General features: G+C 48.0%; 17 protein-coding genes. 2 read left to right on the top strand and 15 right to left on the bottom strand.

What is annotated here, in order from left to right:
* Nucleotides 1–151: 151 nt before the first annotated feature.
* The 9 genes from garD to ACMP1L_RS13695 form a co-directional block, all read right to left on the bottom strand.
* Nucleotides 152–1,669: a galactarate dehydratase gene (gene garD, locus ACMP1L_RS13655; RefSeq protein WP_118733976.1), complete on the bottom strand. Its 1,518-nt coding sequence runs from the start codon at nucleotides 1,667–1,669 to the stop codon at nucleotides 152–154.
* A gap of 142 nt (nucleotides 1,670–1,811) precedes the next feature.
* Nucleotides 1,812–2,330, bottom strand: a complete 519-nt coding sequence (locus ACMP1L_RS13660; protein ID WP_418453345.1) for a hypothetical protein — start codon at nucleotides 2,328–2,330, stop codon at nucleotides 1,812–1,814.
* 176 nt (nucleotides 2,331–2,506) lie between these two features.
* Nucleotides 2,507–3,964, bottom strand: coding sequence for an N-acetylglucosamine-specific PTS transporter subunit IIBC (nagE, locus tag ACMP1L_RS13665; protein ID WP_418453346.1), 1,458 nt, complete (start codon nucleotides 3,962–3,964; stop codon nucleotides 2,507–2,509).
* A gap of 117 nt (nucleotides 3,965–4,081) precedes the next feature.
* The gene (locus ACMP1L_RS13670; protein WP_118733973.1) at nucleotides 4,082–4,324 is read right to left on the bottom strand and encodes an HPr family phosphocarrier protein; all 243 of its coding nucleotides are present in this window, start codon (nucleotides 4,322–4,324) and stop codon (nucleotides 4,082–4,084) included.
* 35 nt (nucleotides 4,325–4,359) lie between these two features.
* Nucleotides 4,360–4,848: a PTS sugar transporter subunit IIA gene (locus ACMP1L_RS13675; protein WP_118733978.1), complete on the bottom strand. Its 489-nt coding sequence runs from the start codon at nucleotides 4,846–4,848 to the stop codon at nucleotides 4,360–4,362.
* A 90-nt stretch (nucleotides 4,849–4,938) separates the two neighbouring features.
* A complete protein-coding gene (gene licT, locus ACMP1L_RS13680; RefSeq protein WP_118733972.1) occupies nucleotides 4,939–5,784 on the bottom strand; it encodes a BglG family transcription antiterminator LicT in 846 nt (281 codons plus the stop codon).
* Nucleotides 5,785–6,003: 219 nt separating this feature from the next.
* Nucleotides 6,004–7,005, bottom strand: coding sequence for an isocitrate/isopropylmalate dehydrogenase family protein (locus tag ACMP1L_RS13685; RefSeq protein WP_475544554.1), 1,002 nt, complete (start codon nucleotides 7,003–7,005; stop codon nucleotides 6,004–6,006).
* Nucleotides 7,005–8,348, bottom strand: a complete 1,344-nt coding sequence (locus ACMP1L_RS13690; RefSeq protein WP_373245114.1) for a citrate synthase — start codon at nucleotides 8,346–8,348, stop codon at nucleotides 7,005–7,007. The genes ACMP1L_RS13685 and ACMP1L_RS13690 overlap by 1 nt, the downstream gene beginning before the upstream one ends.
* Before the next feature lie 50 nt (nucleotides 8,349–8,398).
* The gene (locus ACMP1L_RS13695) at nucleotides 8,399–10,711 is read right to left on the bottom strand and encodes a hydratase (RefSeq protein ID WP_418453348.1); all 2,313 of its coding nucleotides are present in this window, start codon (nucleotides 10,709–10,711) and stop codon (nucleotides 8,399–8,401) included.
* A 349-nt stretch (nucleotides 10,712–11,060) separates the two neighbouring features.
* Here ACMP1L_RS13695 and ACMP1L_RS13700 point away from each other — a divergent pair, with 349 nt between their 5' ends.
* Nucleotides 11,061–11,204, top strand: coding sequence for a hypothetical protein (locus ACMP1L_RS13700; RefSeq protein ID WP_418453349.1), 144 nt, complete (start codon nucleotides 11,061–11,063; stop codon nucleotides 11,202–11,204).
* Between the two features lie 156 nt (nucleotides 11,205–11,360).
* Here ACMP1L_RS13700 and ACMP1L_RS13705 read toward each other — a convergent pair whose 3' ends face one another.
* The gene (locus tag ACMP1L_RS13705) at nucleotides 11,361–12,674 is read right to left on the bottom strand and encodes an SLC13 family permease (protein ID WP_418453350.1); all 1,314 of its coding nucleotides are present in this window, start codon (nucleotides 12,672–12,674) and stop codon (nucleotides 11,361–11,363) included.
* Between the two features lie 12 nt (nucleotides 12,675–12,686).
* A complete protein-coding gene (locus ACMP1L_RS13710; protein ID WP_418453351.1) occupies nucleotides 12,687–13,550 on the bottom strand; it encodes a DUF6282 family protein in 864 nt (287 codons plus the stop codon).
* 169 nt (nucleotides 13,551–13,719) lie between these two features.
* On the opposite strand from ACMP1L_RS13710, the gene ACMP1L_RS13715 reads away from it, so the two are divergent.
* Nucleotides 13,720–14,646 carry a LysR family transcriptional regulator gene (locus ACMP1L_RS13715; RefSeq protein ID WP_373245076.1) on the top strand — a complete coding sequence of 309 codons (927 nt, stop codon included), beginning with the start codon at nucleotides 13,720–13,722 and terminating at the stop codon, nucleotides 14,644–14,646.
* A 2-nt stretch (nucleotides 14,647–14,648) separates the two neighbouring features.
* Here ACMP1L_RS13715 and eno read toward each other — a convergent pair whose 3' ends face one another.
* The 4 genes from eno to ACMP1L_RS13735 all read right to left on the bottom strand — a co-directional run.
* Nucleotides 14,649–15,944 (bottom strand): phosphopyruvate hydratase, encoded by a 1,296-nt coding sequence (gene eno / locus ACMP1L_RS13720; RefSeq protein WP_118733934.1) that lies wholly within the window; start codon nucleotides 15,942–15,944, stop codon nucleotides 14,649–14,651.
* A gap of 233 nt (nucleotides 15,945–16,177) precedes the next feature.
* The gene (locus ACMP1L_RS13725; protein WP_418453352.1) at nucleotides 16,178–16,852 is read right to left on the bottom strand and encodes a DNA alkylation repair protein; all 675 of its coding nucleotides are present in this window, start codon (nucleotides 16,850–16,852) and stop codon (nucleotides 16,178–16,180) included.
* 39 nt (nucleotides 16,853–16,891) lie between these two features.
* On the bottom strand, nucleotides 16,892–17,518 hold the full coding sequence (locus tag ACMP1L_RS13730; RefSeq protein WP_177303279.1) for a lactate utilization protein: 627 nt from the start codon (nucleotides 17,516–17,518) through the stop codon (nucleotides 16,892–16,894).
* 30 nt (nucleotides 17,519–17,548) lie between these two features.
* The coding region (locus tag ACMP1L_RS13735) for a hypothetical protein (protein ID WP_418453353.1) at nucleotides 17,549–17,767 on the bottom strand (219 nt) is incomplete at its 5' end.

The following is a 17,767-nucleotide window of genomic DNA, read 5'->3' on the forward strand; positions in this document are numbered from 1 at the left end:
GCAAAGCGCACGAGTTTGGGTCGCAGGTCTGGCAATAGGCGGCGGAGCGCACGAAGTACAAAATTCCACTCAGTGTCTGCGGTTCTGTATGACCGCCCCGGAACTTCGGACCTTATTTGGTTTTATGAAGCAAATTTTTATTGGGCTCCGATCAGGTTATCGGTGCCGGGTTGAAGATGCACATGTCGTTGTGGAATCCGTACTGATCACTGTACGGCTGCTTTGTTCCGCTTGCCACATCTAGGATCATGTCGAAGATCTGCTGGCCGACATCTGCGATGGTTTTCTCACCGGTAGCCACATCACCGGCAGAGATGTCGATCATGTCGAACCAGTGGTTCTTTAACTCGTTACGGCTGCAGACCTTGATAACCGGGCTGATGTCCAGTCCATACGGAGTTCCGCGTCCGGTCATGAATACCTGAAGGCCGATACCGCTTGCAACCTGGCTCGGTCCACAGACGATGTCGCTGGCCGGGGTAGCTGCATAGATCAGGCCGTGCTTGGTCGGCTTCTGAGCCGGGGAAAGTACTTCCACGATCTGGCTGGTACCGCTCTTTGCGATACTTCCCATTGCTTTCTCTACGATATTCGCAAGTCCGCCTGCCTTATTGCCAGGAGTCGGGTTTGCATCACGGCCTACGCCGCCCTCTGCAAGGTACTTATCGTACCATTTCATCTCCTCTGCCAGACGGTCACGGGTGTGGGCATCCGGGCAGCGTGCTGCCAGCATGTGAACGCCGTCGCGAACCTCGGTAACCTCACTGAACATAACGGTAGCGCCGCCACGAACCAGCATATCTGCTGCGTAACCTGCACTCGGGTTAGCGGAGATACCGGAGAATGCGTCACTGCCGCCGCACTGCATACCGATCAGCAGGTCGCTTAACGGAAGCTCCTCACGGGTTCTCTTGTTCAGCTTCTGCAGCTTTTTATCTGCCATTTCCAGAATTGCGTTCATCATAGCGTCATGACCAGCGTAGTCCTGAAGAGTCAGAACGTTCTCCGGGGTAATATCCTCCGGCGGAAGTACGCGGTCGTAGGTCAGCTTCTCACAGCCAAGGCCTACTACCATGATCTCACCGCCAAAGTTCGGATGACGGATGACATTGGTGATCGCGCGGATCGGGATATATGCTAACGGTGCGTTGATCGCAACACCACAGCCATACGGATGGGTAACTGCTACCACACCATCTACATTCGGATACTTCGGAAGCAGTTCCTTCTTAATGCGCTCTACTGCTACCTTTAATACGCCAGCCGCACACTGAACCGTGGTTACGATTCCCAGAAGGTTTCTGGTGCCTGCCGGACCCTCGGCATTGCGGTAACCCATCCAGGTGGTTCTGGTCGGCATCGGAAGATCCTCCACCGGTACCAGGTTGGTGCCGTACTCCATATCATCTACAGACGGGCTCTGCGGGAGATCCAGCATATGCTCATTGATCCAGTCACCCTTCTTGATATCGTTAATCGCATAGCCGAGAACAACGCCGTAACGAATGATCTCTCCGCCTGCCGGGATATCGCACAGGGCAATCTTATGAGCCTGCGGAATATCCTGATTGGTCACAAGACCTTCCATGATCTCGGTGCCAGCCTTCAGATCCTGAACAGCTACAACAACGTTATCCTGGTCTTTGATCTTGACATACAAACGTGCCATACATTTCCTCCTTCTTCGTCTCGCACTGCGGTTTTGCTCGAACCTGCAATGCTTTAACTCCTTGTTGATAATCATATTATAATGCAGGAAATGTCATAAGTAAAATTAATTCTTTTTTTCAAAAACTTAGTTTTTGTAAGTTCTATTCATACAGATCCAATACGATCTTCGTGGAAACATCCTTGGCTGTTCCGGTCCGTCTGTCGACCTCAAAGGTTTTTAAGGTGCTTCCAATCTCATCCGGGCGGCTCTCTTCCTGAACTACAACGGTATATTTGTACTGGTTTTTGCTGTCTACCCGGTAATGCAGCACAATATCCTCAGAAATTTTCCTATTGAACCAGCCGGCACGGTTTACCGCATTCTCCACCAGATAGCAGACGGAAGTCTCATCCAGGGACGGATGGCTGTTCCACACCCCATTTTCCGCATCCAGGTCATACCAGACACCGCCAATCTTCTGCCAGCCGGATGCCAGGCTGCCATCGTCTTCTTTGTAAGTCCAGTCTCCGTTTTCTGCCTGCTGCCACTCGGCTGCGTAAGCCTTAAGCTCTGTCTCGGTGCCAACCGCAAAAACAGCTGCGCTTCCAGCTGCCAGCAAAAATGCTCCTGCCAGAATGCCCTTCATGGTTTTCTTTATTTCTCCCTGTCTGAGTTTCATAAATATCGCCCTCTTCTTTCTATCTGCAATTGTATTTCATCTTACCAGAAGAATATGACCGTTCTGTGAAGCAAAGCAAAACTTTTTCCGTTTTTCCTCAGACGCGCAAAAGGACCTTCCCCGAACCGGAGAAAGCCCTTTCGCATATCTATGTTTTGGAACCAGGGAGGACTCTGCTATTTGCAAAGCTTTTTGAATTCATCTGCCACAAACTGTACCTGGGTTCCGATGATGACCTGAACGGAGGTCTTGCTCGGACGCATCACGCCTGCAACGCCTGCGGATTTGATCCGTTTCTCATCCACCTTCGTGTAATCCTTGATTTCCAGACGAAGTCTGGTGATGCAGTTATCGATAGAAGCTACGTTCTCCGGACCGCCTACGCCTTCCAGAACGATCTTTGCTACCTGAGTAAAGTCATTGTTTGCAAGTTTCACCTGAGTTTCATCTGCGTCATCATCCTCACGCCCCGGAGTCTTCAGGTTAAACTTAACGATAACAACACGGAATACTACATAGTAAATCACGCCGACAGCCAGGCCAACCGGAATCAGCAGCCACGGGTTCTGTGCCAGCGGAGTAAAGGAGCTGAGTACCATATCTACCGCACCGCCGGAGAAGGAGAAGCCTGCACGGATTGGAAGTGCTACGGTAATACCAGCGGTGATGCCTGCTAACAGAGCATGTACCACATACAGACCAGGAGCCAGGAACATGAAAGAGAACTCGATCGGCTCGGTTACGCCGGTAAAGAAGGAACAGAATGCTGCGGATGCAAGCAGTCCGTATACCATTTTCTTTTTAGCCGGTTTTGCAGTCTGATACATAGCCAGGCAGGCTGCCGGAAGACCAAACATCATGAACGGGAAGAAACCGGTCATGTACATACCTGTCTGTCCGTAAACACCGGTGTTGCCCCAGAAATTACTTAAATCACTGATTCCGGCTACATCGAACCAGAATACAGAGTTCAGTGCATGATGCAGACCGAACGGGATCAGCAGACGGTTGAAGAATGCGTAGATACCTGCACCCAGAGCGCCCATGCCGATAAAGGTCTCACCCAGAGTAACCAGTGCACCGTAAACTAACGGCCATACAAAGAACAGAACAAGTGCTGCCACGATAGAATACAGTGCGGTGAAGATCGCAACTGCACGCTTGCCGCTGAAGAATGCCAGCGCATCCGGAAGCTTTATGGATTTGTACTTATTGTAGCAGTTCGCACCGATCAGACCGGAAACAATACCAACGAACTGGTTCACGATCTTGCCGAACGCCGGAGCTGCCTCGTGACCGGTGATACCGGCAACGGAACCGCTGCTTAAGAGCGTAGTGATCATGTACATGGAAACCAGGCCTGCCAGACCTGCTGTACCATCACTGTCATCTGCCATGCCGACTGCAACACCAATTGCAAACAGCCAGGACATATTGTCGATCAGCGCTCCGCCGGCCTTGATCAGGAACAGACCGATGGAATAACTCAGGCCTCCTGCCGTGAAGCCCTGAACCTCACCTGCCATTGCCGCAGGTGCCAGAATGTATCCGATTCCCATCAGGATACCGCATACCGGAAGACATGCTACCGGAAGCATTAAAGCTTTGCCCAGTCTCTGGAAAAACTTCATCATAATGTAAAACCCCTTTCTTTTTTCGCCTCTCGGCGTTTTCTTTATTTGAACCATTCCCCAATGGATTCAAATCTCTTTTGCATATAACAACAGCCATGAAAGAGCCGGATTGCCAGCTCACTTCTGCAGGATCTGCGCAATTGTCTTTACTGCCTGCTCTGCATCTTCGCCACACGCCTGGATTTCAATAAAATCTCCGGCTCTGGCCTCCATGGCCATCAGTTCCAGGATGTGATCCGCCCTTGCTGTCTTCTCCCCTGAGCAAAGCCGGATCTGTGCATTCAAGCCTCCCGCTGCCGCAAAAATCTGTGCAGCATTGCGGACATGAAGCCCCTCCGGATCCCGAAGTCTGACCGTAATACAGCTCGTATCTCCTCACTCCGTTCTTTTCATAATTATAAGGTAATGATTGGATCAGCCGGTTTTACCTGCATTCCGGTGTGGCAGACCATATCCGGAAAATCCGGTGTATTGCAGATGAGGACCGGCGTGATCACATCGTATCCGGCTGCACGGATCTGCTCTAAATCTGCCGTGATCAGAAGATCTCCGGCCTGAACACGGTCTCCCTGCTTTACATGGGCCGTAAAATACTGTCCCTTTAACTGCACCGTATCCAGCCCGATATGGACAATGACTTCAGCACCGTTATCTCCCCTGATGCTGACGGCATGTCCGGTGTCGAACATCACTGTGACCTCACCGGAAAGCGGTGCCCTGAATTCTCCTTCGGACGGCTTCACAGCCACACCCTTTCCAAGGATCTCCTGCGCAAAGGCAGGATCATTCACTTCACTCAACGGAACTACTGAACCGGATACCGGTGATAATACCTCAGCCGCCTCCTTTTTCCCTCCAAACATTTTTTTCAGTGTCTGAAACATAACGCCCTTCCCCTTTCTTTTTTCTGCCATCCATTTCCGTCTGTGTTTTCTGCATGCCGCCGATGCACTCCCCCTGTGACAGCGTTTTTCTTAAGCCTGAGAACTGCAATTTCTAACCCGTCGGATATGAACAGACAGATATGATACCTCTTCCTCCGACACTTCATGGCCGTAGGTCTGCCAGATAAACTCCTTCACACCTCTGCTGCAGGCGTATTCCTCCGGATACATCTGCCGGATCATGGCATGAAATTCTTCCAGACCGGCTCCGTCATCCAGTGACTCTCCGCTGTAGATCCGGTGTGCCAGAAAACGCAGATGCGTGATCATGCGCTCGTAGCTCGTGGAGGTTTCATCCAGCTCTATATGAAAATAATCTCCCACTAATTTAAGGACATCCTGAATGATCTTTGTCATGTCAATGGTGTCACGCATGCGTGTGTTGTACTCCGCATTCACAATGTGCAGGGCGATGGAAGCCGCCTCATCGGCCGGAAATGTAATTCCCAGCCTTCGCTCGATCAAGTCCAGCGCAAACGTGCCGATCAGGTATTCCTCCCGATAAAAGGTCCGCACCTCCCGAAGCAGCGGATTGCTGAACAGCATCTTCTTCTGGTAACGCTCAATCGCAAAATTGATGTGATCCGTCAGCGTAAGATAAATGTTGTGGTTCAGCTTTTTGTTCATGACGCCTTTGGCATACTGGATCACCTCTGCTGAAATCTGAAGCCGCTCCGGCGGAAGCTTCTGGACCAGGCTTTTGAACTGATCCATAACCCCCGGATTGTCGAGACGGAATACCTTTTCGATCAGCTCACCCGGAATATCCATGCCCGCCCGAAGCTGAAAGCCAATGCCCCTTCCCATAACGACCACTTCCCGACCGTTTTCCAGGGCACTGACTACATTATTGTTAATCACTTTTTCAATTTTCATACTCATCCACCGGTCTGATCCGTTTTCTATAGAAAATAAAAAAAACCAATTCTGAACAAATATCTGCATCACAAAATATCGTTCAAAATTGGTTTTGCCTGCCGTACAGTAACAACCCAATCTGTTGCTATTCATCATAATGATAAATTCATAATATCATGATTTTGACGTCATGTCAACTTAATTTTATCCTTTTATTGTCTATTTTCAACAATTTAATTACAGATGTGCAATGATCGCCTTCTCATACTCAATCGTTGTAGCGGTTCCTCCGATATCCGGTGTGAGAACACTTCCATCCTCCAGCACCAGGTCCACTGCCTTGCGGATCTTGGCCGCAACGTCTTTCTTTCCGATATGCTCAAGCAGCATGCATGCGGACCATAAAAATGCAGTTGGATTTGCGATTCCCTGTCCTGCAATGTCAGGAGCACTGCCGTGAACTGCCTCGAACATGGCAAAATCTTTGCCCAGGTTGCTGGATGGCAGCAGTCCCAGCCCTCCGATCAGACCGCTGACCAGATCAGATAAAACATCACCATACAGGTTTTCTGTTACGATAATATCAAATTTTTCCGGATGCATGACCAGCTGCATCGCCACATTATCTACGATCTTGTCATCTGCCGCAATATCCGGGTATTCCTTACTGATATCATAGAAGATATCACGGAACATTCCGTCTGCCATTTTCATGATGTTTGCTTTATGAACGCAGGTCACTTTTTTACGGTTGTGGCTTACTGCATAGTCGAAGGCAGCACGGATGATACGCTCACAGCATTTTCTGGTAATGATCTTAATCGAATGCACGGTATCCTGATCGATCATCTCTTCTACGCCTGCATACAGATCCTCTGTGTTTTCACGGAAGATAACGATATCTACATTTTCAAATGCAGTTTTTACGGCAGAGTTTGTCTTTGCAGGACGGATATTTGCGTAAAGATCATATTTCTTTCTTAAAGTAACATTTAAAGAGCGGAAGCCCTTTCCCAAAGGAGTTGTGATCGGGGATTTTAATAAAACATGGGTCTTTTCCATGGAAGCATAGCCCTCTTTCGGGATCAGCTCGCCGTGTGCTTCGTATTCTGCAGCACCTACATTAAAAACCTCATAATTTAAATCTGCTCCTGCTGCGTCTAAGATTCTTAAAACGCTGTCTGTGATCTCCGGTCCGATTCCATCGCCTTTAAATACGGTAATTGTATCCATCATCATTATCTCTCCTCCATGACTGTGTATTCTTTATTATCTCCTACATATTTTGTTGCAGGACGCATGATCCTTCCATCATAAAGCTTATTTTCAATGTTGTGGGCAACCCAGCCAACCATACGGCTGCACACGAACAATGGTGTATAAAGGTCTCTTGGGATGCCAAGCATTTCATAAGCGAAACCACTGTAATAATCTACATTGGTAGGAAGTGCAACTCCCTTGCGCTCCTTCATAGTTTCCAGAGCAATGCGTTCAAACCTCTGACGGAAATCAAATTCCGTCATCATCTTCTTTTCCTTTGCCACTTCTAAGCAGCGGGCTCTTAACATCTCTGCCCGCGGATCGGAAATGGTATAAACTGCATGGCCAAATCCGTATACAAGTCCGGTGCGGTCATATAATTCACCGTCCATCAGCTTGTTTACTGCAGCCCTGATCTTCTTGTCATCTGCCGTATATCCGCCGGTTTCTTCCAGGACTGCATCCATCATTTCAGCAACCTTAATGTTTGCACCTCCGTGTCTTGGTCCCTTCATGGAGCCAATGCTTCCGGAAACTGTAGAATAAATATCGGTACCGGTAGAAGCGATCACTACATTCGTAAAGGTGGAGTTGTTGCCGCCGCCGTGATCTGCATGAAGGATGAGGATGGTGTCTAACAGTCTTGCCTCTTTATCAGAAAATGTCTGATCCTTTCTTAAAAGGCTTAAGAAGTTTTCTGCAATGGAATAATTTGGATTCGCATAATGGATAAACAGGCTGTCTCTGTTGTAATAATGTACCTTGCTCTGATATGCATAGCAGGCAATTGACGGAAGCTTTGCCATTAAATTAATACCCTTTACCAGAGTTTCATACACATCGATGTTGTCCGGATCCTCATCGTAATTATATAAAGTAAGAACAGCATTCTGAAGCTTGTTCATCAGGTTTTTACCCGGCATACGCAGCAGGTTCATTTCCACGAACTCATCCGGGATTTCATAACAGCCGGTCAGGATATTCCGGAAATGTTCCAGTTCTGCTTTCTTTGGCAGATAACCAAACAGCAGAAGGAAACAAACTTCTTCATAACCAAAATGGCTGTCTCCTTTTCCCTTTACCAGCTCTTCCACATCATAGCCTCTGTAATACAGCTTTCCCGGAATAGCCTGGATCCCGCCTTCTGGGTTCTCCTCATAGCCTACAACATCTGCCACTCGGGTAAGACCCACTCTTACGCCGGTTCCGTCTTCATTTCGAAGACCTTTCTTTACATTATATTCTTTATACCATTTATTCGGGATATCTGTATAATTCTGTGATTTTCCATAAAATTGTGCAAGATAATTGTCGTTCATGATCTGCTCTCCTCTCCGGCGTAGTCTTCATGCTGCTAACCTTTACCGTCAGCTTAATGTCTGCTTCTGTTGTAATTGATCAGGCATCCAGCCTTAACAATGGCTCTTTCTTCCGGTGTCATATCTGCAATATACAGGTCTAATTCTTTGATCTGATCCTTTACAGCTTTTCCATTTCCAAGAACATATGCCTTGATCGAGCTTAAATCCCCGTCCAGTGCTTTTCTCACACACGGAACGTAGATATAATCGCCCACTTCAAAATCAGGTTCTGCTTCCATCTGGAATGGCAGCATTCCCCAGTTCATTACATTGGAACGATATCTCTTGGTTGCATATTCCTTACAGATATTTGCAAGTCCGCCGATCACTCTCTGACAGCTGGCTGCCTGCTCTCTTGCGGAACCGTCACCGGGCTTTACTGCATATACCATGCTTCCTACTTCTGTATCTTTTACAGAAACATGTTCATTTCCTGCAATTGTCCTGATCGCTGCAAATACATTTGCAAGATCCGGTTCTAAGGCCAGCTCTTTTTCTTCTCCAGCAGCAACTCTTGCTTTTTCTAACTGATCTACTTTTTTCGTCCGTCCCACATACTCCGGATCTCTTCTGGATAAGGTAAATTCTGCCAGTCCCAGTGGATTGGAACGATAGGAAGATGTTTCACCAGACGGGATCAGTTCATCCGTAGTAGTGACCGGATCCATGATCTTAGAGCATACCTTTAAGAGGATATTGTCTGTTAACGGGCTCATTTCCGGCCAATCTTTGATATTTGGTCCATATACCAGGGCTTTCTCCTCTTCTGCCTTTCCAAAGCCCTGATATACACGGTTTTTATAGGACTTATCATCAAACTCATATTCCGGAATATCATTCCAGCAGTCTAACTCCCATGCTGAAGTAAGCTTTCCGCCATTTGCTGCTGTCGCTGCAATGGAACGCGCGTCCATCAGCGCTACAGCTGCCATCTGTCCGTTTCCCGGCTTACTGCCTTCACGGTTCGGGAAGTTTCTGGTGGTATGACGGATACTTAAACCATTGTTGCAGGGTGTATCTCCTGCACCAAAGCAGGGTCCGCAGAAAGCGGTGCGGATGATAGCGCCTGCATCCATCAGGTCTGAAACAGCTCCCTTCTTTACCAGGTCCGAGAAGACCGGCTGGGAAGATGGATAAACCGCCAGTGAAAATTCATCACAGCCGCAGTTCTTTCCGCGAAGTGCATGTGCTGCTTCCATCACATTGGTGTAAGTTCCGCCTGCACAGCCTGCGATAATTCCCTGCTGTACCATCAGGTCATTTCCAGACATTTTATCAAGCAGTGTAAAATGTGCCTTGCCGCCGGCAACCTTTTCTGCGTCCATTTCTACCATATGAAGGATATCCTTCATATTTGCCTTTAATTCATCAATCTCAAAGGCATTGCTTGGATGGAACGGAAGAGCGATCATTGGTTTTACTTTACTTAAGTCGACATAGACACAGCCATCATAGTAAGCAATATCTGCAGGATCCAGCTTCCTGTAATCCTCTTCTCTGTGATGCTTTGCCAGATAATTTCTGGTATCCTCATCTGTTCTCCAGATAGAGGTTAAACAGGTGGTCTCTGTTGTCATGACATCGACACCGTTTCTGTAATCGGTAGTCATAGACGCGACACCGGGACCAACAAATTCCATTACTTTATTCTTGACATAGCCATTTTTAAATACGGCACGGATAATTGCCAGCGAAATATCCTGAGGTCCTGTTCCCGGCTTTGGGGATCCGTCCAAGTAAACTGCAACCACTCCCGGATAAGCTACATCATATGTATCGCGCAGCAGCTGCTTTACCAGTTCGCCTCCGCCTTCTCCGATAGCCATGGTTCCTAATGCACCGTATCTGGTGTGGCTGTCAGATCCAAGGATCATCCTGCCGCAGCCTGCCATCATTTCTCTCATGTACTGATGAATGACTGCAATATGCGGCGGAACGTAGATGCCGCCGTATTTCTTTGCCGCGGAAAGGCCGAACATGTGGTCATCTTCGTTAATCGTACCACCTACTGCACAAAGTGTATTGTGGCAGTTTGTCAGGACGTAAGGGATCGGGAACTTTTCCATACCGGATGCCTTGGCTGTCTGGACAATCCCTACAAAGGTAATATCATGGGATGCCATGCTGTCAAAACGGAGTTTTAACTGTTCCATGTTATCAGCTGTATTGTGAGCACTTAAAATAGAATAGGCAATGGTTCCTTTTTTTGCAGCTTCTTTGTCAGCTTTCTTTCCGGTAAGAGCTTCGACCCTTACGCTTTCCTGCTCCGGAATAATGTCTTTTCCATTCACAAGATAAATTCCACCATCATATAATGATACCATTTTTTACCTCCTGATTTCCGGCCACAACGGGGCTTTACATCTGCCTTCTACATGGCGCTTTTCGTGATTGGTTCATACTATAAACTATTTTTTTCGTTTTGTCCAGTCTGTGTATTGTTATTATAACAGCTTTTTGATTGTGATTAAGATTCAAAAAGCAGCTTTCACTGTTGTGTTGTATCACTTTAACGTACAATAGTATCGGAAATGCTGCCTGTTTTTCATGATTTTCATTTTTATAAAATATGATTTTCATTTTGCACACTTCATGCTAGAATAAAAACATTCATAACTGTTCAGTACCTTCATAGTTACCAACATTCATACAAAAGAAAGGAATTCACGCATCATGTTCAGAAAAAAAAACACCGGCTACGTCTTAAAGCTCAGCCCGCAGGGTCCAAAGATGCGCTTCAAATCTGAAAAGGAAGCCAATGAGTATCTGGCAAAGCTGAAAGAGAAGAACGCAAAATACCGCAACACGGAAAACTAATAATAGCTGTCGCATCACGATCGGTGAAATCTCCGATCGTACGCGACAGCTATTTTATATTTTAAAATTTTATCAAAGCCGCACTGCAGCGACAACGCTTATCCGGTTCCTTCCAGGGAACTACCATTGACGGAGTAAACGGATACTTAAAATTTTCTACAGAACCATCGCCAGCGCAAAGTTATACACTGCGCCAAACAGCACACTGATCGGCACTGCTACCATCAGAAGACGGTTAAACAGCATGTTCCGGTCTTCTTCTTTCGGAGTGGAACCCAGGATCAGGGAGCCACCGGAAGAGAACGGGCTGATTGCGCTGGACTGTGCTCCGATTATGGTACAGGCAAAGAGCGCAGAGAAAGTTAAGCCTGCGGAGGCCGCCAGATTTGGAATCAGCGGGAACAGGGCTGGTGCAACCACACCGGTGGTAGAGCTGAAGAAACTCATGATCGCGCCTACAATACTGAACGCGATCGGAACCAGCGGCTTTGGTACATTAGAGCCAATCCAGGTGGACAATGCGTCAATGGTACCAGCTTCCACAGCTACTGCGATCAGCATACCAGCTCCGGCAATCATCACGATGGTATTCCAAGGGATCTTTGCCAGGGCTTCTTTCTGCGGTGCCAGCTTTAATAACAGTGCAATCACTGCAAACACAATGGCTACCAGGCCCACATCCACCTTGCTGCTGATATACTGGATTGCCGCATTTCCCGGCATCAGGATCTGCATCAGCGGGAAAATCAGAACTACGACCATCATGATCATCATCAGGGACAGGGTAATTTTCTGGTCTTTTGTAAAAGCCTCCGGCTTTTTGAAGGTAACACCCCTTCCGATATTCCGGTTTTCCTTAAATCCAAATCGGAAGATCGTAACCAAAACTAAGGAAAACAGAACAGAGAACAAAAAGATTTTCATTTCCATTCCAAAGGTCTCCACTGCTGCCACATCCGGAGAAGCCTCGAACGCGGTATCGGCCAGTCCGCGGAAAATAACGCCCAGATTGGAGGTCGGAAAATTTCCGCCAGCCAGTGCGCCGCAGTTGATAGCCACCGCGCCGGTCAGCTTGTCCATTCTGGATTCATCACAGATCACCAGGGTGATCGGCGCCAGAAATGCCAGAACCGTAAAATAGGTAGCTCCCATTACGGACAGGATGACTGCTACGGCCAAAAGCGCGTATGGTAAAAGTCCCGGGAACTTCCGGCATGCGTACAACAGAGCACCGGACATCTTCTCAAGAGTTCCGTTGATGGCCGCAAAATTATAAAACAGGGAAACCGACAGAATTACAAACATCGTGCTGGTGGGCCAGTATCCAATCACCTGCTTCGGTTTTAATCCCATCACAAAGCATCCAATGATGTAGGCAAACACGATACAGAACAGGCCCGTATTGATTTTTGTCTTATACCCCAGAAAGATTGCCAGCGCAATCGCTAAAATAATCGCTACACTTAACATCCGCTTCCCCTCCTATTCTTCGATTCCCAGAAGTCTGTATGGGATCGTCTTCATCATATGGTAAACCTGCTCCTCCGGGATTCCATGATCCACAAGATACTGCATATACTCTGCCAGAGCCAGCTCCCAGTGCGGATTCTCGGTCTGTCCGCCATCTGTGTCCACCATCACATGCTCATATCCCACTGCTTTGATGATCTCCAGATTATCCGGCAGGTTGCTCTTGTAAACACCTCCACCCATGTTCTGCGCATAACAGCGTTCCAGAATTACATCATAATCCTTCACCAGACGTATCTGATCCTCCATGCTCATGTCCACAACCCACCACTCTGGATGTGTGACCACGATTTTCTTTACTCCGGCATCTCTTGCCGCCTCGATTACCACAAAGGCTTCTTCCGGTGAAACATGCGCTGTTCCAAGCACCACATTGTAATCTTTAATCATTCGGAATACATCGAGCAGTTCCGGAACTACTTTTCCGTCCCGCACCAGTTCAATTCCCTTCGCCGGATCCTGTCCCATCTTTTCCAGATGACGTTTTGCCGACTGGGTAGGAAGCCAGATTTCTTTCGCCCCGAGCTTTAATCCTTTTTCTACCGCTTCCGGGTTGATCCCGCCAACCACCTTGTTCATGACCACGCCGCCATACATGGTAAAACCGGTATTTTCTCCATATACACGCTTTACGTACTGATTGGTCAGGTATGCACGGTTTACGGTAAATCCAAGATGTGATTTAATCACGATTGCTTTCGCGCCCACACGGACAGCGGCATCCGCCAGTTCAAAATCATCATAGGCTCTCAGCCGCAAATCCGGGTTGGTGTGTACGTGCATATCACATACGCCTTTCAAAGATACTGTTCCCATTTGTTCTCCCCTCTTCCTGGTGATTTTATTATTTGATTCTCATTTGCTAGCATGTCTTTATTATATTTGCTTTCTGATAGCAGAAAAAGGCAAAATATGTTATACTTGCCATCGGAAAAACCGATTACTTGTTTGATAATTATAGAAACGGAAAGGGGAATCTGATCTTTTGGAAATCAAAGAACTAAATTATCTGATCGCGATTGCAGAAGAAAAAAGTATCTCAAAGGCGGCTGACCGGCTCTATATGGCCCAGTCCAGCTTAAGTCAGTTTTTACAGACTCTGGAAAGCAGCCTGGACAGTAAACTGTTTGTCCGTACCTCCAGAGGTGTCCGCTTAACGGAAGCTGGAACTATCATGTTAAAATATGCCTATGCGACACTGGCAGAATATCACAGAACTCAGGATGAGATTCAGGATCTTAAAGATTTAAAAAGCGGAAGCGTCATTCTTGGGATCAGCGGTTTTCGCGGTTCCTACCTGCTGCCTCCGGTACTCAACGCATTTAAGCTGGATTACCCGGGAATCCGGGTTCAGATCGTAGAGCAAAACTCCATGGCCCTGGAACAGATGCTGTTAAACGGCGAGATCGATGTGGCTCTTCTGGTGCTTCCGGTTTCCGATTCCAGAATCCAGCCCACCTTTGTCATGAACGATGAGATCTGTCTGATTGCCCACGAAAATCACCCGATCATGGACTTTGCCCGTAAATTTCCGGCAGCCTCCCAGACAACATCCCGGATTCCCTGGTACGTCAATCTGGCAGATGCCATCCGGTACGAGTTTTTCTTAAGTGACTACGATACGATTCTTGGTCGGGAAGCGCGCCGTGTTTTCAGCAAAAACGGACTCCAGCCCATCACCTGCAACGAATCCCTCTCGGCACTTATGGCCGCCGCTCTGGGCGCTGCAGGCCATGGGCTGGCCTTTACCTACTATAGTTCCCGGCACTATTTCCGAGACGCAAAATTTTTATCACTGGGTGCGGACGGTGCTTCCGTCGGCCTCGCCACAGCCCTTCCGCCCGGACGATACCACTCAAAAGCAGCACTCGCCCTGCAGGAAGTTCTCTTAAAAGTTCTGTCAGACGACTGATATTATCGTCTGATATTGAATGCTTTCACACCCGGGAACTGTGCTGCCACTCCCAGCTCTTCCTCAATGCGGAGCAGCTGGTTATACTTCGCAACACGCTCACTTCTGCTCGGTGCGCCAGTCTTGATCTGGCAGGTATTCAAAGCCACTGCCAGGTCTGCGATGGTGGTATCCTCGGTCTCACCGGAACGGTGGGATGCGATTGCGGTATAGCCGGCCTTATGGGCCATCTTGATTGCTTCCAGAGTCTCAGATACGGTGCCGATCTGGTTTAACTTGATCAGGATAGAGTTGCCGCAGCCAAGCTCGATACCCTTTGCAAGACGCTCAGTATTGGTTACGAATAAGTCATCACCAACCAGCTGAACCTTATCGCCCAGCTCTTTTGTCATCATCTGCCAGCCTTCCCAGTCTTCCTCATCCAGACCATCCTCGATGGAGTAGATCGGGTACTTCTCGCACAGGCTCTTCCAGTGCTCAACCAGCTCTTTGGAGGTAAACTTCTTGCCACTCTTCGGAAGCAGATACTCGCCCTTCCTGTCGCTCTTCCACTCACTGGAAGCTGCGTCCATAGCCAGAACGAAATCAGTGCCCGGCTTGTAACCAGCCTTCTCCACTGCCTCCAGAATGACCTGGATTGCTTCCTCATCACTGCCAAGATCCGGTGCAAAGCCTCCCTCATCACCTACGGAGGTAGCCAGTCCTCTGGACTTTAACAGAGCTGCCAGAGCATGGAACACCTCGGTACACCAGCGCAAGCCTTCTTTGAAGCTCGGAGCGCCGGCCGGCATGATCATAAACTCCTGTACATCTACGGTGTTCGCTGCATGAGCGCCGCCATTTAAGATGTTCATCATCGGCAGCGGCAGACGGTTTCCGTTTGCTCCGCCCAGAAAGCGGTAGAGAGGCATCTCCATTGCGTTGGCTGCTGCTCTTGCGCTTGCGATGGATACAGCCAGGATTGCGTTGGCGCCCAGGTTGGATTTATCTTTTGTGCCGTCCGCCTGGATCATAGCCTGGTCGATAGCGTAAACATTGGACGGATCCATTCCGCACAGAACATCGGAAATGACGGTATTGATGTTCTCCACTGCCTTGGAAACGCCCTTTCCGCCAAAGCGGCTCTTGTCCTGATCTCTCAGTTCCAGCGCCTCAAACTCACCGGTGGATGCACCGCTCGGTGCGGCACCTCTTCCAACTGTGCCATCGGTCAGATAAACCTCAGCCTCTACGGTTGGATTTCCGCGGGAATCGATAATCTCTCTTCCAATTACTTTCTCAATTTCCAGATACATCATAGTCAAATCCTCCTGCCTGTGCCAATTCGGCACACATTTTCCGGTTATGTGTTAGCATTAGCTAACTGTTTACAGTCTATCATAAGGCCTTTGTTCTGTAAATCAGCCTTATCGATCAGTATTTCTCATTATCCCTGATCTGATTGTTTTTATACAATATTGCAGACCGCTTACATCATGAAAACGTTTGGCAGGTTTTTAAACAGCTGATGAATCGCTGATCCGGGTCTCTCTTATTTTCTTTTGAGCGTCTTCAGATATTCCTTCTGCTCCGATGTGATCCGGTAGCTTTCCCTTGCTTTCTGGATTGTCTTGTTGTGCGTCCACACATCCAGACGATTCTGTTCCAGATACGGAATTGCCGCGTCCCACTGCTTGGCCAGCGCTGTGGCGAAAAACCAGGCTGTCATCATATTCACATAATACTTTTCTGAACGGACTGCGGCAGGCATCTCCAGATATTCCGGCCGGAAGTCCTCATCCAGAAACCAGCGCATCAGCATGCCCATACCAAACCGGCAGGTGTATGTATGCCCAGACAGAATCCAGAGTCTGATCTTTTGCAGAAGCTCCGTTTTGTGTTTTCCAAATACCTTCGGAGAAAGGCTATCGCACACCGCCCAGTTATCGATATAGGGCAGAAATGCCTCCAGCGCTTCCATGCAGGCATCGTAATCCTTCATTCCGGCAATGAGAATCGCATGAAGGATATTTTCATCGTAATAAATGTGGGGAAGCTGCTTTAAAAACGCTGCCGCTTCCTCTTCCTTTGAAAATTCCTTTGCCAGCTTTCTCATAGCTGGCATACGGATTCCTATGATCTTCTCTTTTGAAAGTCCCGGAATCAGACTGCGTTGAAACTCCCTGTACTTCTCATCCTGCAGCGCAAATAATCGTTCCTGAATCATATATGCTCCTGTCAACATTCCGTTTTTTCAGTTCCAAATCTAGAATCCCAGATTCTCGTTCACCAGAATCACATGGATTCTTCCTGTATGTCTGGAATATCTGGTGATCAGAAACTGACAGCAAATGGTATCCGGAGACTTGCAGTCGAAGCATTTTCCCTTCTCTTTGCACGGAGTTTTTATGTCAAATCGCTGGGCATTCGCAGGTGCTGCCACATTTCTTGCCCGCTTCATGGCTGCATCCAGATCACTACACACCTTATTCATTCCTGCAATAATAATAACCTTTTTCGGTCCCTGGGCAATGCAGGATACCCGGTTGGAATTTCCATCAATGTTCACCATGATTCCATCATCCGTAATGGCATTGGCGCTGCTCAAAAATACATCTGCATCGTAAGCTGCCATCAATCCGGCTCTTGGCTCCAGTTTCGCACGATCTATATAATTGTAATTCCCCTCTTCCAGCGCTTTGATCAGTCCGATCTCATGGGCGCTCATGCAGCCTCCCATGGCAATGCTGCTGCCCTCCGGTATCAGCTCTAACGCCTGCTTCAGCGCCTCCTCTTTGTTTGCCGCATAATAACCGGACATGTTGCGGGACTGTAACCCTTTGATCACTGTCTGCGCCAGGCATTCGTTTCTTTTTACAAGATTCTCATTCATGTGATATTCCTCCATTCTGACCGTAAATATTCAACTCCATGCGGCCAGCCACACTCCTGTTTTCCAACAGACCGCATTCGTAATTCTATTATAGCGTTGCTTTTTTGAAATCTCAATCAAAAACACGGCAAACTGCCTGCTTCCGATATAACAATAAAAAAAGCCCGGAAATCCTTTGATTTTACAAAGAATTTCTGAGCAAAAAAAATAAGCGGATGATGGGGTGCCAAACAGGCGCCAGTGGCGCCT

The sequence above is a fragment of the Ventrimonas sp. genome (assembly GCF_048380235.1).
Classification (GTDB): domain Bacteria; phylum Bacillota; class Clostridia; order Lachnospirales; family Lachnospiraceae; genus Brotaphodocola.